Annotated in this window: 7 protein-coding genes; 3 read left to right on the forward strand and 4 right to left on the reverse strand. The window is 66.2% G+C overall.

The window, feature by feature from the left end; translation table 11 throughout:
* Positions 1-3: 3 nt before the first annotated feature.
* Positions 4-753: an SDR family oxidoreductase gene (locus FBX97_RS23925; RefSeq protein WP_255517618.1), complete on the reverse strand. Its 750-nt coding sequence runs from the start codon at positions 751-753 to the stop codon at positions 4-6.
* Positions 754-888: 135 nt separating this feature from the next.
* Between FBX97_RS23925 and FBX97_RS23930 the strand changes: the two genes are divergently transcribed.
* Both FBX97_RS23930 and FBX97_RS23935 read left to right on the forward strand, forming a co-directional pair.
* Positions 889-1,878: a chemotaxis protein CheB gene (locus tag FBX97_RS23930; protein ID WP_141837420.1), complete on the forward strand. Its 990-nt coding sequence runs from the start codon at positions 889-891 to the stop codon at positions 1,876-1,878.
* 132 nt (positions 1,879-2,010) lie between these two features.
* The gene (locus FBX97_RS23935) at positions 2,011-3,036 is read left to right on the forward strand and encodes a patatin-like phospholipase family protein (RefSeq protein ID WP_255517619.1); all 1,026 of its coding nucleotides are present in this window, start codon (positions 2,011-2,013) and stop codon (positions 3,034-3,036) included.
* 73 nt (positions 3,037-3,109) lie between these two features.
* Here FBX97_RS23935 and FBX97_RS23940 read toward each other — a convergent pair whose 3' ends face one another.
* On the reverse strand, positions 3,110-5,770 hold the full coding sequence (locus tag FBX97_RS23940) for a M1 family metallopeptidase (protein ID WP_141837422.1): 2,661 nt from the start codon (positions 5,768-5,770) through the stop codon (positions 3,110-3,112).
* A gap of 149 nt (positions 5,771-5,919) precedes the next feature.
* Here FBX97_RS23940 and FBX97_RS23945 point away from each other — a divergent pair, with 149 nt between their 5' ends.
* Positions 5,920-6,543: a glutathione S-transferase family protein gene (locus FBX97_RS23945; protein ID WP_141837424.1), complete on the forward strand. Its 624-nt coding sequence runs from the start codon at positions 5,920-5,922 to the stop codon at positions 6,541-6,543.
* A gap of 81 nt (positions 6,544-6,624) precedes the next feature.
* Here FBX97_RS23945 and FBX97_RS23950 read toward each other — a convergent pair whose 3' ends face one another.
* Both FBX97_RS23950 and FBX97_RS23955 read right to left on the reverse strand, forming a co-directional pair.
* Complete coding sequence (locus FBX97_RS23950) at positions 6,625-7,500, reverse strand: protein-glutamate O-methyltransferase CheR (RefSeq protein WP_141837426.1); 876 nt, start codon at positions 7,498-7,500, stop codon at positions 6,625-6,627.
* Positions 7,500-12,434, reverse strand: a complete 4,935-nt coding sequence (locus FBX97_RS23955; RefSeq protein WP_141837428.1) for a HAMP domain-containing protein — start codon at positions 12,432-12,434, stop codon at positions 7,500-7,502. The genes FBX97_RS23950 and FBX97_RS23955 overlap by 1 nt, the downstream gene beginning before the upstream one ends.
* Between the last annotated feature and the right edge of the window lie 39 nt (positions 12,435-12,473).

A 12,473-nucleotide genomic window follows, 5' to 3' on the forward strand; every position in this document is an offset into this window, starting at 1 on the left:
CGGTCAGTACTCCTGCTGGGTCGGCCGGAACAGGATCTCGTTGATGTCGACGTCGTCCGGCTGGGAGATTGCGTAGGCGACCGCCCGCGCGAACGCCGTCGGCGAAATCGCGATCTCGTAGAACTTGCGGATATTGTCGGCGATATCCGGCTCGGTGATGCTCTCCGGCAGCTCGGTATCGACGGCGCCGGGCGAGATGATGGTGGTACGCAAGCCATGCGCCTTGACTTCCTGGCGCAAGCCTTCCGAGATCACCCGCACCGCATGCTTGGTGGCCGAATAGACGATGCTGCCGGGGCGCACCTTGTGGCCGGCCACCGACGACACGTTGATGATGTGCCCGGCGCGCTGGGCGATCATGTGCGGCAGCACCGCTGCGATGCCGTACATCACGCCCTTGATGTTGACGTCGATCATGCGGTCCCAGTCCTCGATCTTGAGGCGTTCGAGCGGGGAGTGCGGCATCAGGCCGGCGTTGTTGAGCATGACGTCGACCCGGCCGTACTTTTCAACGGCAGCGTCCACCAGCGCCTTGACCTGGGCGCTGTCGGTAACGTCGGTCTTGACGGCCAGTGCCTGCGCGCCGTCCCCTTCCAATGCGGCCGCCAGGGCGTCGATGCGCTCGACGCGGCGCGCGCCCAGTACCACGATGGCCCCTTGCGCCGCCAGGTGGCGTGCAGTCGCTTCGCCGAGGCCGCTGCTGGCACCGGTAATGACCACCACCTTGCCCTGGATATTGTTTTGCGTGTCCACAGTACGATCCTTTTCAATTGTCGTTGCGTGAAAGGCGAGCATAGCGCATGCATGCGTAAGGACTGGAATCCATTGCCGCGTCGAATTTTTCTCGTGTAGGTTAAGGTGGGACCATTCCGCCTCATCCTGTTTGGCATGCAAAAAATCGTCGTCATCGGTGGCTCGGCCGGCAGTATCGATGCCCTGAAAGTCATCTTGAATGGATTGCCGCCGGATTTCCCGGCAGCCGTACTTGTCGTCGTTCATGTCGGCGCGCGCCACAGTGTGTTGCCGAGCCTGCTCAGCCGCAGCGCGAGCCTGCCGGTGCGGCACGCCGCCCAGGGCGAACTCATCGTCCCAGGCGAGGTGCTGGTGGCGCCGCCCGACCTGCACCTGACCGTGGCGGTGGATGGCGAACGCCGTTTCGCGCAGCTGTCGCGCGGCCCCAAGGAAAACCATGCACGTCCCGCCATCGATCCGCTGTTCCGTTCAGCCGCCGCAGCCTGCGGCACCGATGCGATCGCGGTGGTGCTGTCCGGCTTCCTGGACGACGGAAGCGTCGGCCTGCAGGCGATCAAGGCGCGCGGCGGCGTTGCCGTCGTCCAGGACCCGCAGGATGCCGAGGTGCCCGACATGCCCGCGAACGCCCTGCAGCACGCAGCGGTCGACCTGGTGCGGCGCACGGCCGATATCGCATCCACGCTGGTCGCGCTGCTGCAGCGCGAACAAGTGGCACCCGACAATGAACCTCAGGACTGGATCGCCGTCGAAAACCGCATGTTCGACGAAGGAGCCGCCATGAAGGAGCTGGACCAGATCGGTTCGCGCACCGCACTGACCTGTCCGGAGTGTGGGGGTGCCATCTGGGAAATCCGGCATGCCCAGCCTCTGCGCTACCGCTGCCATACCGGGCACGCGTTCACCGCCCGCGTGCTGGAAGCGCTGCAGGTCGGCGAAGCCGAGGAAGCGCTGTGGGCAGCGGTGCGCGCGCTGCACGAGCAGGAACAGCTGTACCGTGAGATGCATCGCAAGCTGCAGCAGGGCGATGCGGCCGTCGATTACCTGCACAAGGCCGAGCAGGCGGCGGTACATGCACAACTGCTGCGCGACATGATCGCCACGCGCATGCAGAATGTGCCACTCTGACATGCAGGGCGGCAGCGTTGCCCAAGGTATTTCCCAAGCGTACGCTGCGCCGCACCATTTGCAATCGGGCTAGACTCCGAGAGCATATTTCTGTGCGCTTCAGGAGGCCTTTTGGAACACACGAACATACCCATGCCGCGGCCGGTCAGCCTCGGCCTGCAGGGCGGCGGCACCTACGGTGCATTCACCTGGGGCGTGCTCGACCGCCTGCTCGACGAGGAAAGCTTCGCCTTCGATAGCCTCAGCGGCAGCAGTTCGGGCGCCGTCAATGCGGTGGTGCTGGCCGACGGCTGGGCGCAGGGCGGCGGCCGCGCCGGCGCGCAGCAGGCCTTGCGCCGCTTCTGGACCACGCTGGGCACGCTTTCCAGTTTCAGCCCGCTGCAGCCGACGCTGGCGGACCGCATGGCGGGACGCTGGACCATGGAACGCTCGCCCATCTATCAATTGATGGAAATGGCGGGTGCCGTGATCGGTCCGGTGATGCAACTGCCGCTCACGCTGAATCCCTTGCGCAACCTGCTGCAGACCCTGGTCAACTTCGAGCGCGTGCGCGCCTGCGAGGAACTGGAACTGTTCATCGCCGCCACCAACGTGCGCACCGGCACCGGCCGCATTTTCACCCGCACGGAACTCGATCCGCAAAAGGTGATCGCCTCGGCTTGCCTGCCGACCGTGTTCGCCGGCGTGGAAATCGATGGCGAGACCTATTGGGACGGCAGCTACGTCGCCAACCCGCCGCTGGCGCCGCTGCTGAAGCGTCCCGCGCGCGACCTGATCGTGGTGCAGAACAACCCGATCGCCCGCGCCAGCCTGCCGCGCAGCCTGGCCGACATCAGCAACCGCTCGAACGAGATCGCCTTCAACATCAGCTTCGTGCGCGAGATGAGTGCGCTGAAGCACCTCAGCGCCTTGCCGGACGAGGAACGCGGCGCCGGCATGACCCATGTACCGACACGCCTGCACCTGATCAGCGGCACCGACATCCTGACCGGGTACGCGATGTCGAGCAAGTTCAACTCCGAACTCGCCTTCCTGACCCACCTGCACGATTGCGGCGCCAAGGCGGCCGATGCCTGGCTGCGCGAGCATGGCCCGGCCGTCGGCACGCGCTCGACCTTCGACGAGATGCCGGTGTTTTATCCGGACATGGTGGCCTAGACAGAAAGGCCCTGATAAAAAAATGCCGCCCGATTCGCACCGGGCGGCATGTCCATTTATCGATACGGACGGCTTACTTCGCGTTCTGCGCCAGCCACGCATCGATCTCCGGCAGGCGCGCCGCATTCACCTTGACGCGGTCCTGGATCGACGCGATCGCCGCATCGACGTCGCCGCGCGAGCTGGCGGCCAGGTTGGCGCCGGCGTAGGCATTCAGCTTGCCGACCATGGCCGGGTCGGACGAGCCGCCGGCCAGGCGCGCGAAGTAGCGGCTGCGCGAGGTGGCGTCGATGCGCTGGTTGATCTTCTCCTGGTTGGCCAGGGCGAAGTCGAAGGCCAGGTCCGGGTGCACCTCCGCCACCGCCGAAATCATGCCGGCGCTGGTGGTCAGGTCCGGCTCGTCGGTCAGGGCCAGCTTGAGCGCGCGTTCGGCCAGGGCGCGGTCGTCGGCGATGCCCAGCAGGTGGTACAGGTTGGCCTTCAGCAGCGGCGTTTTCTCGGCCTGGGCACGGGCACGCAGGCTGTCCCAGGTGGCGGCGTCGGCGTGCTGCGCGACCACGGCCAGGACGGTCTTGCGCAGCGGACCCGGCACGGCGGACGGGTCCTTGTCCATCGCGGCGTAGCGGCGGCGCGCTTCGGCGATGACCTTGGGGTCGCCCAGGTCGCTCAGGACGCCGATCAGCTGCGAACGCAGGTTGGTCACGGTCGACGGCTCGCCCTGGCGTGCGGTCCAGCCGACTTGCGCCATCACCGGCGCCAGGCGCGCGATGGCGAAGGCGTCGAAGGCGCGCTGGCGTTCCGGCTTGCCCTGGTAGCGGCTGTGCAGGCCGGCGAACACGCCGGCGATGCGCGCCCACACCTGCGGCTCGGCGCCGGCCGGGGTGGCCCTGGCCAGCTCGAGCACGCTCGATGCCGGCTGCATCCCGGCCATGCCGAGCGCGGCGCTGTCGGCCAGCAGACCGATCTGGTCGATCGGGGCCAGGTTGGCGAAGTTTTGCGCCAGCTGGGCGAATTCCTTGGGCGCGTACAGGGTGCGGTAATAGCCGCTCTGGCCGGCGTTGATGACGACGGCGCCGCAGCCCGGCACGGTGATCGTGCCCTTGCCGCCGGCGACCAGCGTGCGCGCTTCCTTGCCGTCGCCGCCGATGCGGGCGATCACCGGCACGCGCCAGGCCAGTGGCTTCTTCTCCGGCCGGTCGCGCGAGAATTCTTCCTGGGTCAGCGCCACGCTGGTGCTCCCGTTGCTGCATACCGGCGCGCCGACGCGGATCAAAGGCACGCCCGGTTGCAGCGTGAAGTCGTGGGCGATCGCGGTGACCGGCTTCTTCGCCGCCTTTTCGATCTGCTGCCACAGGTCGTCGGACACCGTGTTGCCGTAGGCGTGGGCCTTCATGTAGGCACGCACGCCGTTGCGCCACGCGTCTTCGCCGACGTAGGCTTCGAGCATGCGGATCACGGCTTCGCCCTTCTGGTAGGTGATGACGTCGAAGGCCTGGCTGGCCTGCTCGACGGTCTCGATGTGCTGCACCACCGGGTGGGTGGCGGCGACCGAGTCGCGGCCCATGGCGGCGTCGCGGCCGCCGACGGCATCCAGGTGGGTCTTCCATTCAGGGTGGGCGCGCGCCGTCATGCGGCCTTCCATCCAGGACGCAAAACCTTCGTTCAGCCACAGGTCGTCCCACCAGCGCATCGTGACCAGGTCGCCGAACCACTGGTGCGCCATCTCGTGCGCGGCCGTGGCGAACACTTCCTGGCGGTCGTGCTGGGTCGAGATCTTCGGGTCCAGCAGCAGCGCGTATTCGAAGGTGAAGATCGCACCCCAGTTTTCCATCGCCCCGAAGAACTGGCTCTGGCCCGGGCCGGCAATGTTGTCGAGCTTGGGCAGCGGATAACGGACGCCGAAGTAGTCGTTGTACTCGCGCAGGATGGTCTTCGAGGATTCCAGCGCGAAGGCGGCCTGGTCGAGGGCGCCGCGGCGCGTGATCACGCCCAGTTCGGTGTTGCCTTCCCTGGCGGTGGCGCGCTCGAAGTCGCCGACGCCCAGGAACAGCAGGTAGGTCGACATCTTCGGCGACTTCGCGAAGCTGATGCGCTGGCGGCCGTCGGCCAGGGTGCTGGTGGTCGCGGCCGGCATGTTGCTGACTGCCATCTGGCCGGCCGGTACCGTGACCTCGAGCGAGAAGGTGGCCTTGTAGGCCGGCTCGTCCCACGACGGGATCATGCGGCGCGCATCCGAGTTCTCGAACTGGGTGTACAGCGCGCGCTGCGGCTTGCCATCGGTGCCGGCATAGTCGAGCGAGAACAGGCCGACGGCCTGGGTGCCGATCACGCCGCTGTAGTCGAGCGCCAGCTTGACGACGCCGGGCGCCAGCGGGCGTGCCAGCTTGAAGGTCGCGGTCTGGGCCTTGTCGTCGACGCTCACCGTGGCTGCCAGCGGGCTGCCGCCGGCGGCCGGGGTGACGCTCGCGCTCGCGAACTTGAGGTCGGCGGCGTTCAGGGTGATGCTGTCGGTGGCCTTGGTGACGGTGAGCGTGATGGTGGCCTTGCCGCTGAAGCTGCCGGCGGCGTCGTCCGGGGTCAGGGCGATCTCGTAATGGCTCGGGATGACGCCGCGCGGCAGCTGGGTGGTGGCTTCCACGCCGGCTTTGGCGGCGGCTGGCGCGGCATGAACCTGGAGGGCGGGGACGGCGGTAAAGGCGAGGGCGACGGCTGCTGAAATGAGACTGCGATGCATGGGAAAGACCTGTCTTCTATTATGTATGTATGTCGAGCTTGCCCGGGCAGCGGCAAGGCCAACCTGCGAATCTAAGCGCTTCGTGCCATGGTGTCAACGCAGGCTTGCGTTATCATCGGCGCTCATCCATACAGCAAGAGGAGACCCGCATGAAGCTTTACACCAGCGCCAGAGCCCCGAATCCGCGCCGCGTGCTCATGTTCATCGCTGAAAAGAACATCGCCGGCATCGACCTGGTCCAGGTCGACCTCGGCCAGGGCCAGCACCGCAGCGACGCCTTCCTGGCGCTGAACCCGCTGGGCCAGGTGCCGGTGCTGGAACTCGACGACGGCCGGCTGTTGTCGGAGACGCGCGCGATCTGCACCTACCTGGAAGGCCTGCAGCCGCAGCCGAACCTGATGGGCGAGGGCTTCGAGGAGCGCGCCTTCATCGAGATGATGGACCGGCGCTGCGAGCTGCAGCTGTTCCTCAGGATCGCCAACAGCGTGCGCCACTGCCATCCGGGCCTGGCGGCGCTGGAGCAGCCGCAGTTCGGCGAGTTCGGCGTGTCGCAGGGGCAGAAGATGCGCGAGACCGCGCGCTGGCTGGATGGGGTGCTGGCGACCCAGCCTTTCGTCGCGGGGGAGCGGTTGACGATTGCCGACATCACGGCGTTCTGCGCACTGGAGTTTGCGCGCGGCTTGATGAAGTTCCGGCCGGGGGATGAGGGGATGGGGTGCCTGCAGAGCTGGCGGGATATGGTGGCGGGGCGGGAGAGTGCGAAGGTCTTCTGAGGAGCTGACCACGTAAAAACCGTCGCCCCTGCCTGCGCAGGGGCGACGTTTACATGTAGCGGGCCGTATTCAGCCGCCAGATTATCCCACCCGCTTGTACCACGGCCGGTCCCCCTCGACCGCCTGGTAAGTCCGCGCATGTGCATCGGTCACCGACAACGGCCGGTCCAGGCACAGCACGCCGAAGCGCGCCAGGCTGTCGTGGAACAGCCGCAGCACGCGCTGGCGCAGCACCGGGCCGAAATCGGCCAGCGCGTTGCAGCACACGATCGCCTGGAACTCGTTGAACGAGGCATCGGTCACCAGGCTGTACTGCGACCAGGTGATGCGCCGCCGCAGCTCGGGCTTGAGCCGGGCCTGGCCGTCGCGGATGTCGAAATACGACGCCAGCGTAGCTATCCCGCCGCTGGCGGTATAGCGCAGCTGCGCTGTTTCGAGCTCTTCTACCGGGACCGCGGCGTCCAGCATCTCGGACACCATCTCTTCGTTGGCCAGCGTGGCGTGGATGTCGAGCCGGCCCAGGATGCCTTCCTCGGCCAGCAGGATCGCCAGCGTCCACGCCTCGCCCACGCCCGCGCATTCGGCCAGCCACACCCGCGGCACCGGCCAGCCGCGCAGCGACGGCGCCAGCACGCCGCGCAGGCGCGCCGCATGCTCGGCATTGTCGAACAGCGCCGCCGGCGGCACCGACAGCGCACGCAGCACGGCGCCGGCGGCATCGCCATGGTGCAGCACCTGTTCCTGCAGACCGGACAGGGTGGCGGCACCCTGGGCCGCCATGGCCATGCTCAGCTTGCGCCGCAGGGCAGGGCGGTCGTAGGCGCGGAAATCGTGGCCGAAGCGCTGGAAGACGGCTTCCAGCAGCAGCTCGGTTTCCAGCTCCTCGATCGCCAGCCCGGCCGCGAGGCCGGTCCAGCTGCCCACCGCTGACGCCGCCGGCAAGATCGCCGCAGCCATCAGTGCAGCCACACGCGCATCATCGACAGCAGCTGCGCCACATCGACCGGCTTGGTGATGTAGTCGGAGGCGCCGGCGGCGATGCACTTGTCGCGGTCACCCTTCATCGCCTTCGCGGTCAGGGTGATGATCGGCAGCGACTTGAACTTCGGGATGCGGCGGATGGCACGCATGGTATCGTAGCCATCCATCTCCGGCATCATGATGTCCATCAGGACGATCTCGATGGTCGGATCCTTTTCCAGCACCTCGATGCCGTCGCGGCCGTTCTCGGCGAAGAGGACCTGCATCTGCTGGCGCTCCAGCAGCGAGGACAGGGCGAAGATGTTGCGCAGGTCGTCGTCGACGATCAGCACCTTGCGGCCGGCCAGGCCCCCATCCAGCGCGTGGATCTCTTCCAGCATCTTGCGCTGCGCGTCCGGCAGGCTGGCCTGCGAGCGGTGCAGGAACAGCGCGGTCTCGTCCAGCAGGCGTTCCGGCGAGCGCGCATCCTTGACCACGATGGTCTTGGCGTAGCGTTTCAGCTTGGTGACGTCCTTGCGCGACAGTTCCTTGGCCGTGTAGATCACGATCGGCAGGTCGCGCAGCTGCGGCAGCTTGCCGATCTGGTCGAGCAGGTCGAAGCCGGAGATGTCGGGCAGGGTCAGGTCCAGCACCATGCAGTCGAACTGGTGTTCGCTCAGGGCCGCCATCGCCGCCGCGCCGGTTTCCACGGTCACGATGTGGACGTCGGCGTCGCCGATCAGCGAGACGATCGACTCGCGCTGGGCCATGTCGTCCTCGACCACCAGCAGCGAACGCTTGCCGCCCATCAGGAACTTCTGGATGCGCTTGAATTCTTCCTGCAGCGCCTCGCGGCTGACCGGCTTGTTGATGTACGAGATCGCGCCCTGGCGCAGCGCACGCTCGCGCTCGCGCAGGGCCGACAGCACGTGCACCGGGATGTGGCGCGTGCTCGGGTCGCGCTTCAGGCGGTCCAGCACGGTCAGGCCGTCGATGTCCGGCAGGTCGATGTCGAGCAGGATCGCCGACGGCAGGTAGTCGCGGGCCAGCGACAGCGCCGAGTCGCCGCGGTAGGTGACGATGCCCTTGAAGTTCTTTTCGCGGGCGAAGTCGAGCAGGGTCTTGGCGAAGCGCTCGTCGTCCTCGACGATCAGCACCGACGGGTCGCCCGGGGCGATCAGGCCGCGGTCGTCCAGCAGCGTCGCGTATTCGACCACGCCGGTGGAGACGTCGGTGACGGTCACGGTCGGCACGGTGGCGACTTCGTGTTCCAGCTCGGCTTCCGGCGCGCTGGCCTGGGCCGGTTGCACCACGGGGGCCGAGGAGGCCAGTTGCGGCGGCGCGAAACGGGCCGGCTGCGGCTGGCGGGTCTGCTCGTAGTTGATGAAGCCGGCGCGGTTGTACGGCAGGTACAGCGTGAAGGTCGAACCGATGTTGACGGTCGACTCGACACGGATCTCGCCGCCCAGCAGGCGCGCCAGTTCGCGCGAGATCGACAGGCCCAGGCCGGTGCCGCCGTACTTGCGGGCGGTCGAGCCGTCGGCCTGCTGGAAGGCTTCGAAGATCAGCTGCAGCTTGTCGGACGGGATGCCGACGCCGGTGTCCCGCACCGAGAACGCCAGTACCGCATCGGCGTGCAGCAGGTGCGGGTGGTCGGCGGTCCAGCCGCTGGTGACCAGGCTGATGCTCAGGGCGACCTGGCCGTGGCTGGTGAACTTGAACGCATTCGACAGCAGGTTCTTGAGGACCTGCTGCAGGCGCGTGGTGTCGGTCATCAGCGCGGTCGGCAGGTTGTCCGCCAGGTCGACCTGGAAGCCGAGGTGCTTGGCTTCGGCCATGTGGCGGAAGGTGCGGTCGACGTAGTTGCGCAGGTTGGAGAAGCGGTATTCCGAGACGTCCAGCGTGACCGTACCCGATTCGATCTTCGACAGGTCGAGAATGTCGTTGATCAGGGTCAGCAGGTCGGAGCCGGAGCCGTGGATGGTCTTCGCGAATTCCACCTGCTTGCTCGACAGGTTGCCTTCCGGGTTGTCGGACAGCTGCTGCGCCAGGATCAGGAGCGAGTTCAGCGGCGTACGCAGTTCATGCGACATGTTGGCCAGGAACTCGGACTTGTACTTGGAGGACAGCGCCAGCTGGGTCGCCTTTTCTTCCAGCGCCAGCTTCGCCTGTTCCACCTCGCGGTTCTTGCGTTCCACCTCGATGTTCTGCTCGGACAGCAGGCGCGCCTTTTCCGCCAGTTCCTGGTTGGTCTGCTGCAGTTCCTGCGCCAGCGACTGCGACTGGGTCAGCAGCGATTCGGTACGGCTGTTCGCCTCGATGGTGTTCAGCACCACGCCGATCGATTCCATCAGCTGGTCGAGGAAGGACAGGTGGGTTTCGGTGAAGCGGTCCAGCGACGCGATCTCGATGACGGCCTTGACCTGCTGTTCGAACAGGATCGGCAGCACCACGATGTTGGTCGGCGGCGCCGCGCCCAGGCCCGACGACACCTGGATGTAGTCGCGCGGGACGTCGGTCAGCCAGATGCGGCTCTTCTCGAGAGCGCACTGGCCCACCAGGCCTTCGCCCGGCAGGAAGGAGGTCGGCAGCTTGCGGCTGGAGCGGTAGCCGTAGGAGGCGATCATGCGCAGGCGTGCGTCGGCATCCTGCGAATCCATCATGTAGAACACGCCGTGGTGGGCCGAGATCAGCGGCGCCAGTTCGGACAGGATCAGCTTGGTCACCGCCTGCAGGTCGCGCTGGCCCTGCAGCAGGCGCGTGAAGCGCGCCAGGTTGGTCTTCAGCCAGTCCTGCTGCGCGTTCTTCTGCGTGGTTTCCTTCAGGTTGCGGATCATCTCGTTGATGTTGTCCTTCAGGTAGGACATCTCGCCGCGGGCTTCCACGGTAATCGAGCGCGAGAGGTCGCCGCGCGTCACCGCCGTCGCCACTTCACCGATCGCACGCATCTGGTTGGTGAGGTTTGCCGCCAGCTGGTTCACGTTCTCGGTCAAGTCCTTCCAGGTACCCGCCACGCCGGACACGTTCGCCTGGCCGCCGAGCTTGCCTTCGGTACCCACCTCACGGGCGACTCGGGTCACCTCGGATGCGAACGAGGACAGCTGGTCCACCATCACGTTGATGGTGTCCTTCAGTTCCAGGATCTCGCCCTTCACGTCCACGGTGATCTTCTTCGACAGGTCGCCGCGCGCCACCGCGGTCGTCACCGCCGCGATGTTACGCACCTGGCCGGTCAGGTTGGATGCCATGAAGTTCACGTTGTCGGTCAGGTCCTTCCAGGTACCGCCCACGCCCGGCACGTAGGCCTGGCCGCCGAGCTTGCCTTCGGTACCCACCTCGCGCGCCACACGGGTCACCTCGGATGCGAACGAGGACAGCTGGTCCACCATCACGTTGATGGTGTTCTTCAGTTCCAGGATCTCGCCCTTCACGTCCACGGTAATCTTCTTGGACAGGTCGCCGTTCGCCACCGCGGTGGTCACGTCCGCGATGTTACGCACCTGCGCCGTCAGGTTACCCGCCATCGAGTTCACGCCGTCAGTCAGGTCTTTCCAGGTACCGGCGACGCCCGGCACGTTCGCCTGGCCGCCGAGTTTACCTTCGGTACCCACTTCACGCGCCACGCGGGTCACCTCGGATGCGAAGGAGTTCAGCTGGTCCACCATCACGTTGATGGTGTTCTTCAGTTCCAGGATCTCGCCCTTCACGTCCACCGTGATCTTCTTGGACAGGTCGCCGTTCGCCACCGCGGTGGTCACGTCCGCAATGTTACGCACCTGGCCGGTCAGGTTACCCGCCATCGAGTTCACCGAGTCGGTCAAGTCCTTCCAGGTACCGGCCACGCCCTTCACCTGCGCCTGGCCGCCGAGTTTACCTTCGGTACCCACTTCACGCGCCACGCGCGTCACCTCGGACGAGAACGAGGACAGCTGGTCCACCATCACGTTGATGGTGTTTTTCAGTTCCAGGATCTCGCCCTTCACGTCCACCGTGATCTTCTTGGACAGGTCGCCGTTCGCCACCGCGGTCGTCACGGTAGCGATGTTGCGCACCTGGCCGGTCAGGTTGGAGGCCATGAAGTTCACGTTGTCGGTCAAGTCCTTCCAGGTACCGCCGACGCCCGGCACGTAGGCCTGGCCGCCGAGCTTACCTTCGGTACCCACCTCGCGCGCCACGCGGGTCACTTCGGATGCGAAGGAGCGCAGCTGGTCCACCATCACGTTGATGGTGTCCTTCAGCTGCAGGATCTCGCCGCGCACGTCCACCGTAATTTTCTTGGACAGGTCGCCGTTCGCCACCGCGGTGGTCACCTCGGCGATGTTACGCACCTGCGAGGTCAGGTTACCGGCCATCGAGTTCACCGAGTCGGTCAAGTCCTTCCAGGTACCGGCCACGCCTTTCACCTGCGCCTGGCCGCCCAGCTTGCCCTCGGTACCCACTTCGCGCGCCACGCGCGTCACCTCGGACGAGAACGAGGAAAGCTGTTCCACCATGGTGTTCGCGGTCGTCGCCGCGCGCAGGTACTGGCCCTTCAGCGGGTGCCCGTCGACTTCCAGCGCCATGGTCTGCGACAGGTCGCCTTTGGCCACGGCGCCGATCACGCGCGCCATTTCGGTGGTCGGGCGCACCAGGTCGTCGATCAGGGTGTTGACCGAGCTGATGATCGTGGCCCAGCCGCCGACCACGCCCGGAACGTCGGCGCGCTGGGTCAGGTGGCCTTCGCGGCCGACCACGCGCGACACCTCGGTCACCGTCTCGACCATCTTTTCCTTGGTCTCGATGATGTCGTTCAGGGTATCGGCGATCTTGCCGGAGACGCCGGTCCAGTCGGACGGCATACGCACCGAAAAGTCGCCTTTTTTCAAGGCCATCAGCGTGGACAGCAAGAGCTTGACATCGAGCTGTTCAGCCATGTCAGTCATGTTATTCATTGACTTGGATTCCTCTGAATGCGAAGTAGGTATGGTGGT

The sequence above is a fragment of the Herbaspirillum sp. SJZ107 genome, from assembly GCF_006715485.1.
In the GTDB taxonomy this organism is placed as follows: Bacteria; Pseudomonadota; Gammaproteobacteria; order Burkholderiales; family Burkholderiaceae_D; genus Telluria.

What these genes read in the sequence shown, in the direction of transcription:
- FBX97_RS23935 (WP_255517619.1), top strand. Translation starts at nt 2,011, where the DNA reads ATGCCGCGGCCGGTCAGCCTCGGCCTGCAGGGCGGCGGCACCTACGGT.
- FBX97_RS23930 (WP_141837420.1), top strand. Translation starts at nt 889, where the DNA reads ATGCAAAAAATCGTCGTCATCGGTGGCTCGGCCGGCAGTATCGATGCC.
- FBX97_RS23955 (WP_141837428.1), bottom strand. Translation starts at nt 12,434, where the DNA reads ATGAATAACATGACTGACATGGCTGAACAGCTCGATGTCAAGCTCTTG.
- FBX97_RS23940 (WP_141837422.1), bottom strand. Translation starts at nt 5,770, where the DNA reads ATGCATCGCAGTCTCATTTCAGCAGCCGTCGCCCTCGCCTTTACCGCC.
- FBX97_RS23945 (WP_141837424.1), top strand. Translation starts at nt 5,920, where the DNA reads ATGAAGCTTTACACCAGCGCCAGAGCCCCGAATCCGCGCCGCGTGCTC.
- FBX97_RS23950 (WP_141837426.1), bottom strand. Translation starts at nt 7,500, where the DNA reads ATGGCTGCGGCGATCTTGCCGGCGGCGTCAGCGGTGGGCAGCTGGACC.